12 protein-coding genes are annotated in these 23,405 nt (G+C 35.9%); 9 read left to right on the top strand and 3 right to left on the bottom strand.

The genetic code is table 11. The annotated features are described in order from the left end of the window. Positions 1-9 precede the first annotated feature (9 nt). Complete coding sequence (locus AC0UBM_RS15950; RefSeq protein WP_475689293.1) at positions 10-1,464, bottom strand: sulfatase; 1,455 nt, start codon at positions 1,462-1,464, stop codon at positions 10-12. A gap of 101 nt (positions 1,465-1,565) precedes the next feature. Further along, on the bottom strand, positions 1,566-3,134 hold the full coding sequence (locus AC0UBM_RS15955) for a sulfatase (protein WP_475689294.1): 1,569 nt from the start codon (positions 3,132-3,134) through the stop codon (positions 1,566-1,568). A gap of 290 nt (positions 3,135-3,424) precedes the next feature. Between AC0UBM_RS15955 and AC0UBM_RS15960 the strand changes: the two genes are divergently transcribed. The 9 genes from AC0UBM_RS15960 (at position 3,425) to AC0UBM_RS16000 (ending at position 21,697) form a co-directional block, all read left to right on the top strand. Continuing rightward, positions 3,425-4,996 carry an arylsulfatase gene (locus AC0UBM_RS15960; protein ID WP_475689295.1) on the top strand — a complete coding sequence of 524 codons (1,572 nt, stop codon included), beginning with the start codon at positions 3,425-3,427 and terminating at the stop codon, positions 4,994-4,996. A gap of 24 nt (positions 4,997-5,020) precedes the next feature. Continuing rightward, positions 5,021-5,596, top strand: coding sequence for an RNA polymerase sigma-70 factor (locus AC0UBM_RS15965; protein ID WP_414035425.1), 576 nt, complete (start codon positions 5,021-5,023; stop codon positions 5,594-5,596). A 91-nt stretch (positions 5,597-5,687) separates the two neighbouring features. Beyond that, positions 5,688-6,725, top strand: a complete 1,038-nt coding sequence (locus tag AC0UBM_RS15970; protein WP_475689296.1) for a FecR family protein — start codon at positions 5,688-5,690, stop codon at positions 6,723-6,725. A gap of 143 nt (positions 6,726-6,868) precedes the next feature. Continuing rightward, on the top strand, positions 6,869-10,198 hold the full coding sequence (locus tag AC0UBM_RS15975) for a TonB-dependent receptor (RefSeq protein ID WP_475689297.1): 3,330 nt from the start codon (positions 6,869-6,871) through the stop codon (positions 10,196-10,198). A gap of 11 nt (positions 10,199-10,209) precedes the next feature. Further along, positions 10,210-11,886 (top strand): RagB/SusD family nutrient uptake outer membrane protein, encoded by a 1,677-nt coding sequence (locus AC0UBM_RS15980; RefSeq protein ID WP_414035428.1) that lies wholly within the window; start codon positions 10,210-10,212, stop codon positions 11,884-11,886. A 184-nt stretch (positions 11,887-12,070) separates the two neighbouring features. Continuing rightward, complete coding sequence (locus AC0UBM_RS15985) at positions 12,071-14,554, top strand: glycoside hydrolase family 2 TIM barrel-domain containing protein (RefSeq protein WP_475689298.1); 2,484 nt, start codon at positions 12,071-12,073, stop codon at positions 14,552-14,554. A 30-nt stretch (positions 14,555-14,584) separates the two neighbouring features. Next, entirely contained in the window at positions 14,585-16,975 is a 2,391-nt protein-coding gene (locus AC0UBM_RS15990; protein WP_475689299.1) for a glycoside hydrolase family 95 protein, read from the top strand. Positions 16,976-16,980: 5 nt separating this feature from the next. Then, complete coding sequence (locus AC0UBM_RS15995; protein ID WP_475689300.1) at positions 16,981-19,407, top strand: glycoside hydrolase family 95 protein; 2,427 nt, start codon at positions 16,981-16,983, stop codon at positions 19,405-19,407. Positions 19,408-19,534: 127 nt separating this feature from the next. Next, positions 19,535-21,697 (top strand): glycoside hydrolase family 3 N-terminal domain-containing protein, encoded by a 2,163-nt coding sequence (locus AC0UBM_RS16000; RefSeq protein ID WP_475689301.1) that lies wholly within the window; start codon positions 19,535-19,537, stop codon positions 21,695-21,697. 109 nt (positions 21,698-21,806) lie between these two features. Here the strand turns inward: AC0UBM_RS16000 and AC0UBM_RS16005 are convergent, their stop codons facing one another. Beyond that, the gene (locus AC0UBM_RS16005; RefSeq protein WP_475689302.1) at positions 21,807-23,315 is read right to left on the bottom strand and encodes an alkaline phosphatase D family protein; all 1,509 of its coding nucleotides are present in this window, start codon (positions 23,313-23,315) and stop codon (positions 21,807-21,809) included. Positions 23,316-23,405 lie beyond the last annotated feature (90 nt).

Below are 23,405 nucleotides of genomic sequence, written 5' to 3' on the forward strand. Positions count from 1 at the left end.
GTATTATAATTAATTTTTAGGCGCTTTTTTTACGAATTCTTTTGGGAATTTGGCATCAACTTCATCCCACCAATCATATAATTTTTTATATAAATGGTTGGTCATTTCTGGTAATTCTGAAGCTAAATTATGACGCTCTCCAATATCATTTTTAATATTGTATAATTCGAATGTATTATCGTTTAGAAACACGATTAATTTATAATCACCATCTCTAATCGCACTACTTGGTCCGCCTTTTTGGTTAGAGATGTGTGGATAGTGAAAATAAAGTACGTCATGTACTTTCTTAGATTCGTTTTTTAATAAAGGCACTAAGCTCTTTCCGTCTATATGTAAATCTGGACGTAGCGGCTGTCCTGTTATTTCTAGGATTGTAGGGTAAAAGTCCATACCCGAAATTAGTGCATCTGAAACCGTTCCTGCTTTTGCAACTCCTGGCCATTTTATAATAGCAGGCTCTCTAATACCGCCTTCGTATAACCAGCCTTTTCCTGCGCGTAATGGTGCATTAGATGTTGGTGTACCTTCCGAAGTCGATAATCCACCATTGTCCGAGAAGAATACAACCACTGTATTATCGGCTAAGTTTTTTTCTTTTAATTTATTTAAAACTTTACCAACAGCCATGTCCATTGAGTTAACCATAGCAGCATACGTTGGGTGATCTTGTTGTGTCCTATATTGAAAAGGCTTCTTTGCTTCGGTTTCTTCTGCAAATCGATCGGCATCTGTTAGTGCTAAAGCATCTTTCTTTTTGTTGAATTTTTCTACTCGATCTTCAGGCGCCGAAAAAGGTGCGTGAACAGAATAAAAAGAGAAGTATAATAAGAATGGGTCTGTGTTATTTTTGTCTATAAAGTCTACGGCTTCATTAGCTAAACGATCTGTCATATACTCGCCTTCAGGACCATTGTCTAAATTAGGAATGTCCCAAGGTGAAAAGTATTTATTTTTAATATAAAGTCCGCCTCTGTGATGACCAGCAATATTTATATCGAAACCTTGATTGTTTGGCCAATATTTTTCTCCGCCTTCTGTATTACTTAGGTGCCATTTTCCTAAGAAAATAGTGTTGTATCCAGCATCTTGAAGTAATTCTGGAAATACAACTTCTTCAAGCGGTAAGTTTCTAACGTAGTCTGGGTTTCCTGGACCTCCAATCCATTGTGTAAGATTAATTCTTGCAGGATTTTTTCCTGTTAAGATTGCTGCTCTTGCAGGCGAACAAATAGGAGAAGGGACATAGGCTTGTGTAAAGCGTACACCATCTTTTGCTAATTGATCAATATTAGGTGTTTCATAAAATTTACTACCGTTTGCAGCAATATCCATCCAACCTAAATCGTCGACAAGAAAAAATACAACATTAGGTTTTTTTGAAGTCTGCGCACTTGCGACTATATAAAATGAAGTTACTATTATAAATAGCAATGCTTTTTTAGAAAGTAGATGTTTTTGCATATTAAAAAGTTTCGATAAAGAGGTGTTATAAGTTTAGGACGGTTATAATTACTTGTTACCCTATGTGTTGTGAGAAAAGTATCGTAATTGGCTAAATGTGTTTAAGGTTTAAAATTTTTGTCTAAGAGTTTAGATAGCTCTTTTACGGTATTCGAATGATCCTGAATATTAGCTATATTCTGATTTTCTTGAGGGTCTGAATCATGATCAAAAAGTTCGCTAGCGATATAATCGCCTCTCTTTTTTAAATCCTTGTCCCAATCGTACCATTCTATATATCTGTATTTATCTGTTCTTACAGAATAACCCATACGTTCTTTTTTTCTCGTTTCCGCAGTTCCGAATCTTCCTAGTAAATATTGGCTGTACGCAGCTTCTTTCCATGTAGCATCTGGATTTTCTAATAAAGGAACAAAACTTTTACCTTGTAAATGCTCGGGTATTGGTAAGCCTGCCATTTCGCAAAGTGAAGGATAAATATCTACCAGTTCGGTTAATGCATCTGTTGTACTTCCTTTTGCTTTTATTTTAGCGCCACTCATTATCATAGGCACATGGGCATCAATATCGTAATTAGACATTTTACTCCAACTGTTGTGTTCTCCTAATTTATATCCATGATCTCCCCAAAGCACAATAATTGTATTGTCCATTAAGTTTAAACGTTTAAGCTCGTCAATTAATCGACCTATCTGAGCGTCTGTATACGATACACTAGCATAATACCCGTGCTTGATTGCTCTTTGTTTGTCTTCGCTCCAAGGTGTTTCAGAAGAAAGTGGTAAGTCGTGGCTGTCGTCGTAATTTCTTAATTCCTGATCGCCATGTACTGTAAAGTTAGGGCTGTCTTTTGGGGGGAATTGATTTGTTGCTAAGGGTATAGCATCTCTATCGTATAAATCCCAATATTTTTTAGGAGCATTAAAAGGTAGGTGCGGTTTATAGTAACCTACCGATAGAAAAAAGGGTTCTTTGGTTGATGCTAATTTCTGTAATCTTTTTATAGCGTAAGTAGTTTGGGCACCGTCGTAATACGCATCATCTTCTACATCTGGGCCTTCTGTAGCGTTAGCCTTTAAATACCATTCTCCTAAAGGGTCTATTCTGTTTTTACCTTCTGCTATAATTTTTTGCTTTTTAGCCTCTAATAACTCTAAGTTTATTTCGTCGGCGTAAACAGCATCTGGATCGTAAGGAAAACCTTCTAGATGAGGTCGTTCTGTCCAAGATAAGTGGTCAGGAATATCGTTGTGAAACGTTTTTCCTATACCTATAGTTGTATAACCGTTTTGTTTAAAATATTGGGGAAGAGTAACCACGTCGGGCATGTTGTTTCTTAATTTGGTTGCCAAATCCCAAACTTGAATCGCATCCGGCCGTAATCCTGTAAGTAAACTCGCGCGTGAAGGATTACATACGGCTTGCTGACAATACGCTCTATTAAATACAACGCCATCTTTTGCAAGCGCATCTATGTTTGGGGATTTTATAGATGTATTACCGTACGCCCCTAGCTCTGGACGTAAATCATCTACAGGTATAAAGAGTATGTTTGGTTGTTGGGTGTCTGGTTTTGAGGAGGTAAGCTCTTTCTTTTTATCGGTACAGGATAACGTGCAAAAAACAGAAAAGCTAAAAATCATTGAAAGGTAGGCTACGCGTTTTAACATGAATATAGTTTAGGAGTTATGGCATACTTTTAAATATAATATTTAAAAGTATGCCATTTATTTTTAATTTACAATTAAATTACATTTATAATTTAATATAATTTATTTTTTTAATATGTCAAACAGTTGATTATCAGTATATTGAAATAATGTTTAACAATTTATTGTGTTATTATTTCATTATATTAATGTAGTTTTAATATCTTTAGAGCGTTAAGATTGTATTAAGAATTCTAAAATCTTACTTAAAACGCAGATTTGTTTCAAGGTTTTTAAAATTAGCTAATTATATGGTGGTGAAAAATTGTATTGTATATATGTTGTTAGGAGTGCTACTAACAAGTTGTGGTTCTGGAAAAAAAGAAGTCGGTTTAAAGGATACAACTAAACCTAACGTGATACTTATATATGCCGACGATTTAGGTCGTGGGTTGCTTTCTGTAGAAGGACAGAAAATAATAAAAACACCTAACATAGATAAATTAGCTCATGAAGGTATGCGTTATGAAAATGCTTACGGGGTTATGTTTTGTGCTCCAGCTAGAGCAAGTCTTATAACGGGATATCACGATGTGCATGGAGACCGTTGGAAAATTACCAGTGGTGGTATTTATAAAAACATTTCCTACGGTAAAATGACTCAAGAAGACATTGAAACGCGATTAAATGAAAAAACTGGGCCAATCGGAGACGATGAAGTGTTCCTTCCTCAGGTTTTTAAAGAGTCTGGATATGTAACAGGCGAGGTAGGGAAATTGGAATGGGGTTTTTCTGTTTCAGATCGCGATATGAAACGCCATGGTTGGGATTATTATTATGGTTTTTTAGATCATGTAAGATGTCATGGTTTTTATCCGCCTTTTCTTTTCGAAAATGGAAACTTAGTCAATATTGAAGGTAATACAAGAGCCGATTGTGGAAAAACAACAGAGCGGGAAACCGAGAAAGCTTTCGAGGCAAGATGGGATATGGAAGGGAAAGCGCAGTATTCTCAAAATATATTCTTAGAAAAAATACTTGGATTTATAAGAGAAAATAAGGATAAACCATTCTTTCTTTATCATCCAACACAGTTGCCTCATGGTCCTGTGTCTATTCCTGAAGTGGCCGAAGAGTATAAAAACGACGAGAGGTTAACTCAAATAGAAAAAGAGTATGCGTCTATGGTTAAAATGCTCGATGATCATGTAGGTATTATTATGGATGAATTGAAAACCTTAGGGATAGATGATAATACTATAGTGATATTTACAGGAGATAATGGCCACGAAATATATTATACTAAAGAAGGACGCATTGTTAAGCCGACCAGAAACATGAAAACGGGAGAGGCTTTCGATGAAATAAATACAAAATATTACAGTGATATCGCAGGAGACGTCTTTAATGGTAACGATGGCATGGCAGGGTTAAAGCGTACCAATTGGGAAGGTGGCGTAAGAGTTCCTCTAATTGTGCGTTGGCCAGGAAAAATTAAGGCTGGTGTAACATCTAATCAGCTTGTTGCGAATTACGATTTAATGGCAACGTTTGCTGATTTAACAGGGTATACAATACCAGAAGATAAAGATGGAATTTCGTATTTGCCTAACTTACTAGGAGAGGAAGGACAGGTACATGATTATGTTGTGTATTCTTCGTTTTTCGGACCTTCTATTGTTACTAAAGAGGGGTGGAAGTTAAGACACTTTGCTAAAGACAATATTTTTCAGCTGTATAATTTACGAGATGATTACAAGGAAGAACACAATATAATAGATGCAAATAAAGAAAAGGCAGAGCAGTTAAAACAAATTTTAATTGAGGAATGTAATGGGGATTTGGACAATGGTTGGTTTAAAGTGAGACAAGATATAATTTAATTAATAGCTATTAAAAACTCCCATATGATGAATAATAGGTTTAATTCGGATGCGTTTTTACTAGCCGAACTTCAGAACGGAAGCGAGCAGGCCTTCAACTTTATCTTTCGTAAATATTATGAAGGCCTATGTTTTAAAGCTAATGGCTATGTAAACGATATTGACAAGGCACAAAGCCTTGTTCAGGATTGTTTTATAAAGCTTTGGGAAAAAAGAGACAACACAGAAAAAATAAATAATTTGTCGGCTTACTTGTCTTTTATGGTACGCAATCGTTGTATTGACTATATAAGAAAGTCTGAGTCTATAAAAAATCTTCATGACAGTATTGCGCCTTGTCAGGATAAAAACGATGTGGAATGCACTTTTATTTCGGAGGAATTTGAAACCTGGTTAATGTATAAAATTACCTTGCTTCCTAAAAAAAGTAGAATCGCATTTGAGTACAGTAGGTTTGAAGATTTAACCTATAATGAAATCGCTTTAAAAATGAATATTTCTAATAAAGCTGTAGAAGCCCTTATCTCCCGATCACTTCGAATTCTTCGAAAAGATCTACAGTTATACCTTCCATTTCTTATTTCTTTTTTGTTAAAATAAAAAATATTTCACTTTTTTTTAAGAAAAGTATAGGGTGTATTCATGCCGTATACGTCTTTAGGATAGAAAGTGTTTAAAATGCTTATGCCTAGTGGAAAATCAAATTGAAACCTTAATAGTTAATTCTTTTACAAAACCTTTATCTGAAAAAGATCAAGCTGTTTTGGATTCTTGGATCGAAGCATCTGTGGATAATAAAAACAAATTTGAAGCTTATAAAGAACTTTGGGAAAAATCTAGTGCACTAGCTTCCGCTCCAGATATTGATGTTGAAGCTGCGCTAATCAAGACTAAGAAACGTATAAACGATTTTCGTTTTAAAAGATTAAAACGAATGATTTTACCTGTGGCGGCGATGCTTATTGTGCTATTAGGTTTTACATTTTTTATGAAGCGTTCTTTCAATCAGAATTCTGGGATTAATTTGTCAGAAGATATTGTATATCAAGAAGTGAAAGCGGCTTTCGGAACTAAAACAGAATTAGAATTGGCAGACGGTACAGTGGTTTGGCTTAATTCTGGAAGTTCATTACGGTTTCCTATGTCTTTTAATAATCTAGACCAACGTAAAGTGTATTTAGATGGAGAAGGTTATTTCGATGTTACTAAAAATAAGAACAAGCCTTTTATTGTAAATACAGGCGAGGTTAATGTTAAAGTATACGGAACAGCGTTTAACGTGTCGGCTTACAGCGATTACAGTTCAATGTCTGTGGCCTTGGTGGAAGGTAAAGTGAGTTTAGAAGATAATAAATCTAATGAGTTAACAATGCTTGCCCCAAATGATGTCGTGGAATGTGATGTTCGCACCAAATCGTTTAATACATTTTCTAATGTAGAGATGGAAAAATATACCGCCTGGAAAGATGGCTACATGATGTTTTATGGAGACCCAATCTCTATAATAATTAAAAAAATAGAGAAGTGGTATAATGTAGATATTACAATTGCCGATAAAGAGCTAGAAGCCTATCGTTTTACAGCGACATTTCATGACGAATCTTTAGAGCAAATGCTCGATTTATTAAGCGTGTCCTCTCCTATGAATTATGAAATTATACCTTCAGAAAAACTACAAAATAACACGTTTAGTCCTAAAAAAATAATATTAACTAAATCTAAGCAATAACCTATAGTAACCCCCCTAATTAAACAGCATGCCAATGAAACAGTAAATTAAAAAAGACAGAAAAAACACATGCTTTTTCTGTATGTATCTGAAAACCAACTTCAGAATGTTTAACTAATAGTAACTAAAACCAATTCAAAATTATGAAAAAAACTTTAACATGGTGGAAAACGATTAACGGTTTTTTGCCTTCAAAAATGTTTTTAATTGTCAGAATGATGATTATGGTTCTGTTTTTGTCATCCTTTGGTGTAAATCCAAACGATTCTTATTCTCAGAACACGAAACTCTCCCTAACTTTTAATAGTGCTTCCGTAAAAGATGTATTATTAGAAATTGAAAATAACAGTGAATTTTTCTTCTTATATAACAATAACTTAGTAGATGTAGAACGCAAGATTAATTTAGATGTTAAGAATAAAAAAATCAAAGATATCCTGGATTTGATTTTTAAAGGAACAGGTGTCACTTATACGTTAAAAGATAAACAAATTGTGCTTTTACCTAAGCAACAAGCTGTCAAGACAACAATGGCTGTTCAGAAACAACTCACGGGAAAAATTACAGATGAATTTGATATGCCTTTACCTGGTGTTTCTATTGCTATAAAAGGAACTACCAGAGGAGAAATGTCAGATTTCGATGGAAATTTTGCTATCGATGCCGTATCTGGAGATGTTCTAGTACTGTCTTATATTGGGATGGTAACTCAAGAAATTACTGTTGGTAATCAAACCGTTATAAATGTGGTTATGGCTAGTGACGAAATCGGTTTAGATGAAGTCTTAGTAATTGGTTATGGTACAGCCAAAAAGCGTGATTTAACTGGCGCTGTAGCTAGTCCAAATATAGCACGTGTAGAAGAAATGCCTAATGTATCTATATCGCAAGCTTTACAAGGAACAGTAGCAGGTTTAAATGTTGGTGCTGTGGATGCTGCTGGAGAAGATCCTACAATATCTATTAGAGGTCAGAATTCGTTATCTGGTACTGCAGCTGCAAATGAGCCACTAATAGTTGTAGACGGAATTATTTATAGAGGTAATTTAGTAGATTTAAATACTGCAGATATCGCTTCTATCGATGTTTTAAAAGACGCCAGTTCTGCAGCAATTTATGGATCTCAAGCTTCTAATGGTGTTATTTTAGTTACCACTAAAAAAGGTAAAGTAATTGGAAAGCCTGTAGTGAACTATTCTGCAAGTTATACCATTCAGACACCTAATGAGAATGCTCTTGAGCCTATGGAGTCGGATGAGTTAAAGTTATTTTTAGCAGATGCTTATCCTAACCAAGATCCGCGTACTTTACTTAATACACAAGAGATGCGCGACGGTTACGATAACAATTTTAATAACGGATTGTGGGACGAAATAACAGGAGATGGTTATATAAATACACACAATATTAGTGTAAGAGGGCGTTCGGAAAACTTTAGCTATTTTTTCTCAGGAGGACTTACAGATGTAAAAGGTTTTGTTGTAAACGACGATTATAAGAAGGTAAATTACCGTATAAATTTAGATGCTAATATTACAGACTGGTTAAAAGTAGGTACAGAATCTTTTGTTACAACAAGTGATTATTCTGGGACAGCTCCAAGATCAGATACTGCAATGTTAGTTATGCCTTGGACTCCTTTATACGAGGAAGATGGGACGCCAAGACAAACACTTCAGAATACTTGGGTTAATCCACTTTTAGATTTACAAACGTTAGATAACGATAAAAGACTTAACTTATTTGCCAACATACATGCAGATATAAAATTACCTGTCGATGGCTTAAATTATCGTGTAAACTTCTCTCAGAATTACAGAACAACAAATCATGATAATTTTGATCCAACAGGAGCTAATTTTACTGGATTTGGTTACAAAAATTCATCTATTAATTACAACTGGTCTGTAGATAATATTTTAAGCTACGATAAAACGTTTAATGGTGTACATAACGTAAGTGCAACGTTTGTATATGGAGTCGAAGAAATTTCAACATCGTTTACAAATGCAAATGCACAGAATTTTTCAGATATGACTTTAGGGTTTAATTCGTTAGAAAACGGAGATCCAACTCAAAACATTATTAATACTGGAAAAGAAAAAGAACAAAGTTTATATAACATGGGACGTTTGTCTTATGGTTACGATGGAAAATATTTAATTACAGGAACAGTAAGACGTGATGGTTTTTCTGGATTTGGATCTAATGAGAAATTCGGAGTTTTCCCATCTGTAGCACTTGGATGGGTAGCTAGTGAAGAAGGCTTTATGAAAGGGACTTCTAACTGGTTAAACTTCTTGAAATTTAGAGGATCTTATGGTGTTACTGGAAAAAGAGGTATTGGTAGATACGATACCCAAGCCGTTGTCGCCACAAGTGTAGGTGGTAACGATGGTTACGTTTTTGGTGATGGAGCAACTCCAACACAAGTACAATACATTAACTCTTTAGCTAATAACGATCTAGGTTGGGAAACAACAACAGGTATAAACCTTGGTTTAGATTTCTCCTTATTTGACTCGAGATTAAGTGGTAATGTTGAATATTATGACAACTCTACCGAAGATATTTTATACTCAATTCAACTGCCTTATGCAACAGGATTTTCTAGTATAAGCACAAATATTGGTGAAGTTGCAAACCATGGTATAGAATTTTCATTAACCGGTGTTATTGTTAAAAATGACAACTTTAGATGGGAAACGTCTGTGAATTATTCACGAAACAGAAATGAAATAGTTTCTATTCTAGGCGCAGATGAAGACGGAGATGGTATAGAAGATGACTTAGTTGCAAATAGACTGTTTATTGGAGAGCCAACTGGTGTTATTTTCGATTACGAAATTATTGGTATGTGGCAACAAGCCGATGCCGACGCAGGTAACATCCCTAACGGATTTTTTCCTGGAACATATCAGATTGCCGATTTAGATAATAGTGGTAACTATTCAGCAACTTTCGATAAGAAAATTTTAGGGTACACAGATCCTGGATACCGTTTTAGTATAGCCAACACCTTTAAGTATAAGCAACTAAGTTTATATGTATTTGTAAATAGTATTCAAGGAGGTAAAGAAAACTATTACGGTACAGATGCTCTTATTTTTGGAGCGACAAATACGCAGGCAGAACGATACAGTAGTCAAAACGTTTTTGCTGGAGGTTGGGACTATTGGACGCCAGATAATCCAGATGCGTATTTTAGAGGTTTAGAAGGTCCTGCATCTTACGAGCCTAACAGATATATTCAGCGTAGTTTTGTACGTATTCAAGATGTTAGTTTATCTTATAACTTTAAGAGTAGTGTTTTAGACAAGATTGGATTTAGTAATCTTAAGTTATTTGTTAGTGGTAAAAACTTAGCAACATTTACCAATTGGAGAGGATGGGATCCTGAGACAGGTCAAGGTTATACTCAAGGTACACCTTTAATGACTAACTACTCTATGGGAATTAATGTTGAATTTTAAAAATAAAGAACATGAAAATTAATAAATATATAATTTTATTATCAGCATTTCTTGTGGTTTTTTCTTCTTGTAATGAAGATAAATGGCTCGAAGAAGAGGTGTACGATTTTTACACGCCTGATAACTCATATTTAACAGAAGCTCAATTTGAACAGTCTGTTGCACTTTTATATAATTTAACAGATTTATATACTGTTTGGGGTGGGGCAACTTCGCATTTTATATTCCAATATACCACAGATATTGCTTACGATGCACTTGGTCCAACCCATGAACTTAATTCTTACGAAGACAGATTAATACCGGAATATGTAAGAGTTAGAACGCCTTGGCAAAGGTCTTACGAGATTATTGCGCAAGCAAACACAATCTTAGGAAGAATTGATAATCCAGAAGCAGAGTTCTCTTCAGAAGACAGCAGAACTAAATTAAAAGCCGAGGCTCTATTCTTTAGAGGTTTTACGTATAAATATCTTGGTATTCTTTATGGTGGTGTTCCAATTTCTTTAGAAGAGATTACAGAACCTAAAAGAGATTTTGTAAGAGCAACTCAAGAAGAAGTTTTCGCACAATGTATTGAAGATTTAACGTTTGCAGCAGAGAATTTACCTGATGTTTCAGAGTTAGGTGGAGAAGCACGAATTACTAAATCTGTAGCAAAGCACCTGTTAGCAGAGCTATATATTATAAATAAAGATTTTAGTAAAGCAATCGAATTAACTACAGAAGTTATCGATAATCCTGGTTATGCGTTAATGACAGAGCGTTTTGGTTCTAGAATGGATGAGCCTGGAGATGTTTACTGGGATTTATTTAGAAGAGGAAATCAAAACAGAAGTTCTGGAAACACAGAATCTTTGTGGGTAGCACAATACGAGTATAATGTTACAGGTGGTGGTCGTGGTAGTATTATCACACAATATTTAGGCCCTGGATACTATAACTTAGTAGATGAAGATGATAACAACTTATTTATTGGCCCAACAACTCAAAATGGTGGTCGTGGTATTGGCTGGTTTACGGCTTCAGATTTTATGATTGATGATATTTGGGAAAGTGTTCCTGGAGATATGAGAAACTCAGAATATAACATTATTCGTGATCTAGTTGTAGATAATCCAAATTCTAAATTCTACGGACAAAAAATGATTGAAAGTGGTGCTATTAAAGATGTAGGCGATATTTATAGAAGACAATGGTCTGCGATATTTTCTAAAACTACAGTAGCTAATAACTTTCCGGAAGAATTGTTTGTAGACGAAGCTACTGGGGAAGTAACAAGAAATGCATCTTCAACATTTAGAGATCACTACCAAATGCGTTTGGCAGAAACGTACTTATTAAGAGCGGAAGCGTATTTAGGTAATTCGCAAACCGGACTTGCTGCAGAAGATATTAATGTGTTAAGAAATAGAGCAAATGCTCCTTTAGTAAACGCTGGAGATATCGATATCGATTTTATATTAGACGAGCGTGCAAGAGAATTGCATTTTGAAGAGTATAGACTGTTAACACTTAAGCGTCTAAATAAAGTAGTAGATAGAGTTACGGCTTACAACCCGTATTATAATGGTAAATATGATACTGGTTTTGTTGTACATGATTATCATACATTATGGCCTATCCCTCAACAAGAAATTGAAAGGAATACAGAAGCCGTTTTAGAACAAAATCCTGGATACAATTAAAAATGAAATTCAGTTAAATATAATTTTTAAAAATTTGAGTAGGGAGTATTTATCCCTGCTCAAATTTTCCATTTTACATGTTTTGCTAAATAACAGCATGATTTTCTTTAGTAAACCATGCTAAAATCAGTTACCTCATATTAATTAACGTGCAACTATTTATTAACTAAGATTAAAATAACAAATGAAAAAATTATTACTAATAGTATTACTACTCGTAAATGCATTCGCTGTCGTAAGTTGTGCAGAAGGTAATGCTTCAGAAGACGTCCCTAGAGAAAAAATAAATTTCGATGAAGATTGGAAATTCTCTAAAGGCGATTTTCCCACAGCAAGTAAAAGTGAATTTGACGATGCCTCATGGGAACAACTAGACGTGCCACATGATTGGAGTATTAAAGGTCCGTTTTTAAAAACAAATCCAGCAGGTAACGTTGGAGCATATGCACCTGGTGGAATCGGTTGGTACAGAAAATCGTTTACTTTAGATAAATCAGATGCCAATTCAAAAATAGATATTGAGTTTGGTGGGGTTTATATGAATAGTGAAGTTTGGATCAATGGAAACTATTTAGGAAAACGTCCTTTTGGATATATTAGTTTTAATTACGATTTAACACCTTTCTTAAATTTTGAAGGTGAAAATATTATTTCTGTTCGTGTAGATAATTCAAAAGAACCTAGTGCACGTTGGTTTACTGGTTCGGGGATATACAGACATGTTTGGTTAGTAAAAACCCAGAAATTACACATCGATAGATATGGGGTGTATGTTACAACCAAATCTATTAAAAACAACGAGGCTGTTATCGAATTAAAAACAGCAATTAAAAATGAAGAGGCAGATTCTAAAGATTATCGTTTAGTAAACGAAATTTATACTTCAGACAATGTGCTATTATCTTCGGAAGAAACAACTGCTACCTTAGCGAGTAGTAAAGAAGAAAATATTGTTCAGAACATTACAGTTAGTAATCCTGAATTGTGGTCGCCAGAATCACCTTACTTATACAAAGTAAAAACAAAAATAATGGTTGGTAACACACTTGTAGACCAAGTAGAAACCAATATGGGAATTCGCGATTTTAGCTTTTCGGCAGATAACGGATTTACCTTAAACGGAAAAAACATAAAACTAAAAGGAGTTAATAATCATAGTGATTTGGGTGCTTTAGGTGCTGCTATTAACGATCGTGTATTAGAACGCCGTTTAGAAATTTTAAAAGAAATGGGATGTAATGCCATCCGTACGGCTCACAACCCACCAAGTGCTACGTTATTAGATTTATGCGATAAAATGGGCTTTATGGTTATGGACGAAGCATTCGATGAGTGGATAGAATCTTGGCCTTTTGGAAATAAAGTAAAAGAAGGAAAAGCAAAATATGGGTACCACTTGTATTTTGACGAATGGGCAGAGAAAGATCTTACCGAGTTAATTAAAAGAGATAGAAATCACCCTTCAATTATTCTTTGGAGTGTGGGTAACGAAATTCCAGATGCTTGTTTCGAAGAAGGTACCGTAAGATTAAAAAGATTAATGAGTGTCGTTAGAGAACACGATAATACAAGACCAATTACTTGTGGGATTACACACATGCACTTAGCGAATGAAAGTGGTTTTGCTAGCGCATTAGATGTTACCGGTTACAACGGTGGTGGAGGTTCTGTTTTCATGTACGAAAAAGATCATGAGACTTACCCGGAACGTAAATTTGTGGCTACAGAAGTGCCTCATACTTTCCAAACACGTGGCGAATATCAGTCTCAATCATGGTACAGAGGTGCTAATCCTTTAGGAGGAATCATGAAAGTGCCAAACTTGTCTGAAGAAGAAGTTTTTGGTGATATTAGTAAATATTACAGCTCGTCTTACGATAATTCTATCGTACGTATTTCTGCTAGAGATTCATGGAAAATGACTAGAGACTTCTCTTTCATGTCAGGTGAATTTAGATGGACAGGATTCGATTACTTAGGAGAATCAATGTTCGGATGGCCTGCAAAACTTTTCAACTTCGGAGTTATAGACATGTGTGGATTCCCTAAAGATGCATACTATTTTTATCAGAGTCAGTGGACCGAAGAGCCTATGGTTCACATTTTACCACACTGGAATTGGAAAGGAAAAGAAGGTGTTAAAATACCTGTAGTAGCATATTCTAATTGTGATAGTGTAGAGTTATTCTTAAATGGTGAATCTTTAGGTGTACAGAGTATGAAAGACACTATGGATGTGGTTTGGCAAGTGCCTTACAAAGCTGGAATATTAGAAGCAAAAGGAATTAACAACGGAAAAGTTGTAGCAGAAAAGAAAATAGAAACGGCAGGAGACGCTAATAAAATTGAATTATTAGCCGATCGCGATGTTATTAATGCAGGAGGAAAAGATGTGGTTCATGTCGAAGTTAATATTTTAGATGCAGAAGGTCGTTTTGTGCCAAAAGCCTTAAACAATATTACATTTAAAGTAGAAGGTGAAGCTACAATTTTAGCAGTAGATAACGGAGATCCAAAAAGTGAAGAATCTTTTGTAGGGAATGAAAGATCTGCTTTTAACGGTAAATGTTTAGTGATTTTAAAAACAACTAAGAAAGCAGGAGATATTAAATTAACTGCAAGTTCAGATGGTTTAGTAGGAGCTACAGTACAGGTAAGCTCTAAGTAATTTTTATTTGCAACAAAGAAATAGATACAAATGAATAAAAATATAAATAAACTAATCCTTGTTTTTTTAGGACTACTAGTTTTTGCGCCCCAAAGTGTTCTTGGGCAATCGCAGTCTGAGAAACCGCAAGACGAATTTCAAAATAAATTATGGTATACTTCACCCGCTAAAGAGTGGATGGAAGCACTTCCTGTCGGTAACGGCAGGTTGGGTGCCATGGTTTATGGTGGTGTAGAAGAAGAACAAATACAATTAAACGAGGAGTCGGTTTGGGCAGGCCCTCCAATACCTACAGGGAAACCTGGTGCATATACCTATATTGAAGAGGCAAGAAAACTCATTTTTAATGGGGAATATGCTAAGGCTAATTCATTGGTTCAGGATAATGTTTTAGATAGACGTATCGCTCCAAGAAGTTATCAGACACTGGGAGAGCTTAATCTTAAATTTAATATTGAAGGAACTTCTGAAAACTATAGAAGAGAACTGGATATCGATAATGCCATAGCAAAAACAACATTTACGGCTAACGGTGTTAATTATGTAAGAGAGGTGTTTTCTACTCCGATCGATCAAGTTATAGTCGTGCTATTAACGGCAGATAAACCCAATTCTATTTCTCTAGATTTAAGTTTAGACAGACCCGCAGATTTTGAAGTTACAAGTTTAGGTAGCAATAAAATTAAAATGTGGGGGCAAGCTAGCCATAAAGGAAAACACCTAGGTGTTAAGTACGAAACGCAACTAATGGCAGTCCCTAAAGGTGGAAAATTAAAATCTGAAGACGGCGTCATTTCAATTGAAAATGCTACATCTGTAAAATTATTAATTTCAGCGGCCACAGATTATAATCGTCACGATCCTTTTAAGCCTTTAACAGAAAACTTAGGGACTAGAAACTCTAAAGATTTAAAAGCAGCGAACAAAAAATCCTTGAAAAAATTAGTGTCAGATCATATCGCAGAATATCAAAGACTTTTTAATCGTGTATCTATTGAACTTGGTCATTCAGATTTAGATAAACTACCAACAGATGAACGATTAGAAGCCGTTAAAAATGGTGCAGATGATGCTGGATTATTCGAACTTTATTTTCAATATGGTCGTTATTTATTAATATCATCATCTCGAGAAGGCTCTTTGCCAGCAAACTTACAGGGGATCTGGAACAACCATTTAGTAGCGCCATGGAATGGAGATTATCATACCAATATAAACATGCAAATGAATTATTGGCCGGCAGAACTAACTAACCTTTCGGAGTGTCACGAACCATTTTTTAGCTTTATAGAATCTTTGGTGCCATCTGGACAGAAAACAGCAAAAGAAATCTATAATAACGATGGTTTTGTAGTGCACCATACTACAGATGTTTGGCATTGGACTGTACCAATTGGTAGAGTTGGTTATGGTATGTGGCCTATGGGAGGTGCTTGGGCAACTGGGCATTTTATGGAGCATTACAGATATACGGGCGATAAGCAATTTTTAGAAGAACGTGCGTATCCTATTATTAAAGAATCTTGTAAATTTCTATTAGATTGGTTAACTACAGATCCGAGATCAGGAAAGTTAGTTTCAGGTCCGTCAACATCTCCAGAAAATAAGTTTTATCCGCCTAATAATACCGATGGGAAACATGTTAATTTAGGAATGGGTAATGCCATGGATCAAGAAATTATTTACGAAAGTTTTACTAACCTTTTAGATGCTGCTAAAGATCTTGGTATAGACGATGAGTTTACCAAAGAAGTTGCGACAGCTTTAGGGAAATTATCGCTACCTCAAATTGGCTCGGATGGACGTTTAATGGAGTGGTCTGAAGAATTTGATGAGGTAGATGCTGGTCACAGACATTTAAGTCATTTATACGGATTGTACCCAGGAAGTCAGTTTAATACGCAAGACACTCCTTATGTTATCGATGCTATTTACAGAAGTATAAACCATAGGTTGGCGAATGGTGGCGGACATACAGGTTGGAGTAGAGCTTGGATTATTAACTTTTATGCCCGTTTAAACGACTCGAATAAAGCTTACGAAAACGTAAAAGCACTGTTGCAAAAATCGACTGCTAAAAACTTATTCGATTATCATCCGCCTTTCCAAATTGATGGAAATTTTGGAGGAACAGCAGGTATAGCAGAAATGTTACTTCATAGTCATGTAAAAGACAATAAAGGCACTGTTATTTTAGAATTACTACCTGCATTACCTAGTGCTTGGAATACAGGAAATATTACTGGCTTAGTCGCTAGAGGTGGTTTCGAAGTAGATTTGGCATGGGAAAATGGTGCGTTAAAAACAACAACTATATCTTCTAAAGCAGGAGGCACGTGTAAAGTAAAACTTGGAGAAACTACTGTAGATTTGGTATTGGCTGCAGGAGAAAAACGTGTGTTTAACTCTACTTTAAACTAATTAAGATGAAACGTTTAAAATTATTTGCATTTACAATAGTGATGTCTCAATTAATCGTGGGATGTAAAAGTAATGCTGTTGTAGATGAACAAAACACGACAAGTGCCGTTAATACAATATGGTACGATGCACCTGCCAAAAAATGGACAGATGCATTTCCTATTGGAAACGGGAAGCTTGCAGCTATGACTTTTGGAGGAACCGATGTTGCTAAATTTCAGTTAAATGAAGAAAGCTTATGGGCTGGTGAACCGGATAATCCGTTTGCAGAAAATTTCCGTGAAAAGCTAACTACAGTTCAAAATTTAATTTTGGAAGGTAAAAGCATGGAAGCTAATACGTATGGTTTGGCTAATTTAACAGCGGGTCCAGCATCGTTTAGATCTTACGAGCCCTTAGGAGATTTATTACTAGACTTCGATAATAAAAGTGAAGTTTCTAATTATAAAAGAGCCTTAGATATGTCTACAGGACTATCTACTGTTACCTACGATATTAATGGTGCCACAATTACTCAAGAAGCTTTTATTTCGGCACTAGATAATGTATTATGTATCCGTATATCCACTACAGGTAAGGAAAACCTTAACTTTAGTATTGCTTTAGAGCGTCCTAAAGATGTAACGGTTTCTGCATTAGCAGATGGTTCTATACATATGGATGGACAAATTGTAGATATCGAAGCTCCAGAAGCACGAGACGAAAATGCTGGCGGTTCTGGTAAAGGTGGTGCCCATATGCGTTTTGCGGCGCGACTAAACACTACTGTTAATGGAGGTTCAATTACTGCAGAAAAAGAGAAGCTAAAAGTTACTAATGCTAAAGAGGTGGTTTTAAAATACACTGCTGCGACAGATTATAATTTAGAGTTACTAAATTTTGACAGAAGTATAGATCCTGTGGCTAAAGCAGAAAAAGTTTTAAATGCAGCTTCTTCTAAAACATGGGACGATATAAAAAACGTCCATACTCAGGAGCATGCTGCCATGTTTAATCGTGTAAGTTTAGAAATGGGCGATCCTGCATTAGACTCTTTATCTCTGGATGTGCGTTTAAAAAATTATAAAAAGGGCACTGTAGATGCTGGCTTAGAAGCACATTTGTTTCAGTTTGGACGCTATTTATTAATGGGGAGTTCTCGTGCTAATTCGGTATTACCTGCAAATTTACAGGGTAAATGGAGCGAGCGTATGTGGGCACCATGGGAAGCAGATTATCATTTAAATGTAAACCTGCAAATGAATTATTGGGCTGCAGACGTGGCCAATGTTTCAGAAACTATGGATCCATTAATTTCATGGTTTAAAAAAATTGTAGATGTTAGTAAACCGTATGCTAAAGACATGTACGGTTCTAATGGTTGGTTTTCTCATCATGCATCAAATCCATTTGGGCGCGTTACGCCTTCAGCTTCTACGCTATCCTCACAGTTTAATAACGGTGTTTTAGATCCGTTACCAGGAGCGTGGATGGTTATGAGCTTATGGGATCATTATGAGTATACTCAGGACGAGGTGTTCTTAAAAGAAGAATTATATCCCATGTTATCTGGAGCAAGTGAGTTTATCTTAGATGTCTTGGTTAAAGATAAAGATGGAGTCTTACACTTTTTACCATCAACGTCTCCTGAAAATCAATATTTAGATCCTTCAACAAACGAGATGTTAAGAATTACTTCAACCTCAACATATCATTTATCTATAATTAAAGCCGTTTTTGGGGCAACTCAAGAAGCGGGATCTATTATAAATATAAACGACGATATCCAGAAACGTATTGTTGAAGCTCAAAAGGCGTTACCTGATTTTCCAATTTCTGAAAAAAATGGAAGAATGATGGAATGGAGACAGGATTTAAAAGAGAAAGAACCTGGTCACAGACACCTTTCTCATATGCTTGGTTTACACCCATTTTCTATAATTACAGAAGAGACTCCAGAACTTTATGAAGCGGTAAGAACCAGTTTAGCATGGAGAGAAGAGAACGGACAAGGAGGTATGGGCTGGGCCTATGCACACGGATTGTTAATGCACGCGAGATTATTGGAAGGTGAAAAAGCACATAAAAACTTGGTGACCTTATTAAGTAGAGGTCAGAAAAGTAGTTTAATGAATACAATTGGGCCATTCCAAATCGATGGTAATTTAGGTGCAACAGCAGGTGTCTCAGAGATGTTGCTTCAAAGTCATTTAAAAGACGAAAAAGGTAATTTTATTCTTCATGTATTACCTGCAATTCCAGAACAATGGACTGAAGGAAAGGTTACAGGTTTACAGGCTAGAGGTAATTTTGATATAGATATGGAGTGGAGTAAAGCCAAACTTGTTGTAAATATTAGTTCTGAAAAAGGTGGTACTTGCAAAGTAAGAGCTTTAGGAAATACCATAGATGTGGTGTTACAACCTGGAGAGGAAAAAGAACTAACGTTTTAGATGAGAAAGATGAAAAATACAGGTGTTTAATTAAAAGAGACAAGGCTATTGAGGATGAAACTCAAGCTTTGTCTCTTTTTTTTTAATTATACTTAAAAGCCTTTTAGGCTGAATAAAATTGATATATATGAAAAAAACAGTACATATTGGAGTTGCTCTATGGGTTATAATAAGTTGCTTTTCAATGCAATCTGTTGCACAGAATAACGAGAAAGCAGACTTGAAAATTTCAAAGAAAGTAGAGCAATTGGTCGGTAAGATGACTTTAGATGAAAAAATAGCAGAGCTTACCCAAGATGCACCTGCTAACGATAGATTAGGAATACCGTTTATGAAGTTTGGAGAAGGTTTACACGGATTGTGGGTAGACGGAGTAACGGTTTATCCGCAGGCCATAGCTTTAGGGTCTACGTGGGAGCCAGAACTTATTAAAAAAATGGCAGAGCAAACAGCATTAGAAGCTCGAGCCTTAAACATTACACATATTTATTCTCCTAATTTAGATGTGATTTCGGGAGATGCGCGATATGGTAGGGTAGAAGAATCTTATGGCGAAGATCCGTATTTAGTGTCGCGTATGGGTGTGGCTTTTATTCAAGGGATGCAGGGTATGGGAAGTGAGCGTTACGATAAAAATCATGTCATGTCTACCGCAAAACATTATGTAGGATATCCAGAAAATAGGCGTGGTATTAATGGCGGATTTAGTGATATGTCAGAGCGCAGATTACGCGAGGTGTTTTTGCCACCTTTTGAAGCGGCTGTAAAAGAAGCTCAAATTGGTAGTATTATGCCGGGTCATCAAGATTTTAACGGGGTGCCATGCCATATGAATTCTTGGTTATTAAACGATATTTTACGAGACGAAATAGGTTTCGATGGTTTTGTCGTGTCCGATAATAATGATGTTAGTCGTTTGCAAACCATGCATTTTATTCCAGAAACACGCGTAGAGGCAGCTTTGTTAGCGCTAAAAGCAGGTGTCGATATGGATTTAGCGTTAGGTAAAATTCCAGAGCAATTAAGCTTTCATTCTACCATTTTAAAAGATACACTGACTAAAAATCCAGAGCTTGTAAAATATGTAGATACGGCTGTGTCAAGAATTTTAGCCGCTAAATATAAATTAGGTCTATTCGATTCGGAACCTAAAGCTGTAAAAAAAGATACTATTGTAAGTAAAAAAGAACATCAAGACTATGCTTACGAGCTAGCTAAAAAGGCTATAGTTCTATTAAAAAACGAAAATAATTTACTGCCTCTCGACCTTAAAAACTTGAAGTCTTTAGCCGTGATTGGACCAAATGCTACCGAACAACCATCTGTAGAATATAGTAGTTATGCTTTGTTAGGCGGGTATTCCGGATTGCCTCCTTATTATGTGTCGGTTTTAGATGGTCTTAAATCTAAGACGGAAGGTCGTGTTACAATTAATTATGCCCAAGGATGCGATTTAACAGGAGATTCTAAAGCGGGTTTTGCCGAAGCCATAGATGTGGCTAATAAATCTGATGCTGTTGTGCTTGTGGTTGGTGGTTCTCGTAGAACGGGTGGTGAAGGTGTAGATCGCGCAGATCTTGATTTACTTGGTGTACAGAATGAATTGGTAGAGGCTATCCAGAAAACAGGAAAACCCGTTATAGTGGTTTTAATAAACGGACGTCCGTTATCTATAAATTATATAGCCGAAAATATTCCTTCGGTGTTAGAAACTTGGTATTTAGGAATGCGATCTGGAGATGCTATTGCCGATGCTATTTTTGGAGATGTAAACCCTGGGGGAAAATTAACAGTATCATTTCCGCGTTCTGTTGGTCAGCTTCCAGTCACGTACTTGGAGCGTCCAGACTTTGTTGGTTCGGGAAAAGGTAGATATAAGTACAGCGATAAATCACCGTTATTCCCATTTGGATATGGTTTAAGTTATACAACATTTAAGTATTCCGAATTAACGTTAGCAGACAGCACTATAAAATCAAACGGGTCTACTACTGTATCTGTTAAAGTGACAAATACCGGGAGTATAATAGGAGATGAGGTTGTGCAAATGTATGTGCGCGACGATTATGCTTCGGTAGGGCGTTATCTGAAAATGTTGAAGGGTTTTAAGCGTATCAGCCTAAAGCCAGGAGAAACAAAAACAGTGTCGTTTAAACTCGGTTTCGATGAATTAAATATTTTAAATCAAAGCATGAAAAAGGAAGTAGAAGCAGGAACGTTTACGATTTCTGTTGGAGCATCTTCATTGGAAAAAGATTTAAAGACCATATCACTTCGGGTAAGTCAGTAATACATTTCAACAAGTTATTACTTTTGTAAGTCTTAAAGCGATAAAAAAAAAGAGCGTAGAATGGAGTTTATCTTTCCATTAGTACGCTCTTTTTTATGTTTTAGAACTATTATTTTACGTCCTTCACAGCCAAATTAAGTTGATTGCCACTTTCGTCTATAGTTTCAAAACTAAGTTGTGCTGTTTTTCCGTTTTCTGGTGGCGCTATTTTAATTAACAAAAATCCTCCTGTTGGATCTTCTTGTATGTAAGGCTGTTTTATTAGGCCTAAAGGGTCTGTAGATCCTACATCGCCTGGTTTTCTTCCTGGTCTTGAGTTTTGTCCGTTTATGGTTCCTGTTCCAAATTCTTCAAAACCCGCCGGGTGAATGGAATGGTATTGCCAGTGACGATCCCCAGTAATAATATAAAAGTTTTTGTCGATATTATTTTTTTTCAACCAATGAAAAAAGGCATCGCGTTCTTGCTGAAAACCACCATAACTCACGTGATTGTCGTGTTTAGAAGCATCGTCTGGACCAACCAAAGGAGAAGCTACAATAAATAGTTTAAACGTTGCTGTGCTCTCTAAAAGCGATTGTTTTATCCATTTTAATTGGTCTTCACCCCAAATAGATTTATGCGGTCCGTCCGGTAACGTATTATTATCTCTGTAATCTCGACCTTCTGGCATCCAAATTTGCAAATGTTTGTTGATTTGTCTGGTTCGGAATGTAACTGGATTTGGGTCTTCTGGAGCCGCTAAAGGTGTTTGTTCTAAAAAAGTCGCTCTTGCCAAACTTGGAGATGGTGCTTTTCCATTTTCTTCGTTGTCACTATCATTATATCTGTATTCATGATCGTCTTTCATGAAATATACTGGTACTTCTCCAAGAAAATTATACATACGTGGCATGGCCATTTGGCGGTGCCATTTAGCACGCAATTCGGTCTGAGTTTTAGCTATACCTTTATTAGGGTAATCATAATAAACGGTGTCTCCAGTCTGTACCCAAAATGCAGGTTTTGTTTTTTGCATTGCGGCTAAAGCTGGAAAACCTAATTTTCTGTCTTCGCCCTGTGCCGCTTTACTTTTTTCCTTTGCTCTTAAAGCACCGCCACCAAGAAAGAACTTACCTAAGTTCATGCAAGACGTTACTACAAAAGAAACCGGTTTGTCCATTTCGGGTGTTTGTAAAGTAGAAAAAGAGCTCGTAGGTCCTGTTTCTGTATCTAAATCGGTAATACCGTAATGTACTCTTACGTAATATTTAGTGTCAGGATTTAAATGGTCTATTTTAAACTTGACTACAAAATCGTTGCTTGGAATGGCTTTAAGCCAAGACGATGAAGTCGATTTTTTAAATTTTGGATGGTCTGAAATTTCGAATCTTGCCATACCTGAAGTGCCTTCAATATCATAACTTAGTAAGGCTTCAGCAGTGTTAAAACCATTTTCAGGCATACTGTTTTGCTTGGTAAGTCGGGTTTGTAATATGGCAGAAGATTGACTCACTTCTCCAATCATTTGTGGAAAGCTGTACATTGAAGAATCCTTACTTAAATAGGCCCAAGAGGGTGTAAATGATAGTGCAGTCGCACCAGCTCCTGATAGTTTTATAAATTGTCTTCGTTCCATTTCTTTTCTGCTTTTTTTATTAGTTAATTGATTCAGAAGTGATAGTGGCTAGATGCTGTATTTACAACAATATCTCTAATATCTATTCTG

This window comes from Formosa sp. F44, assembly GCF_056238645.1.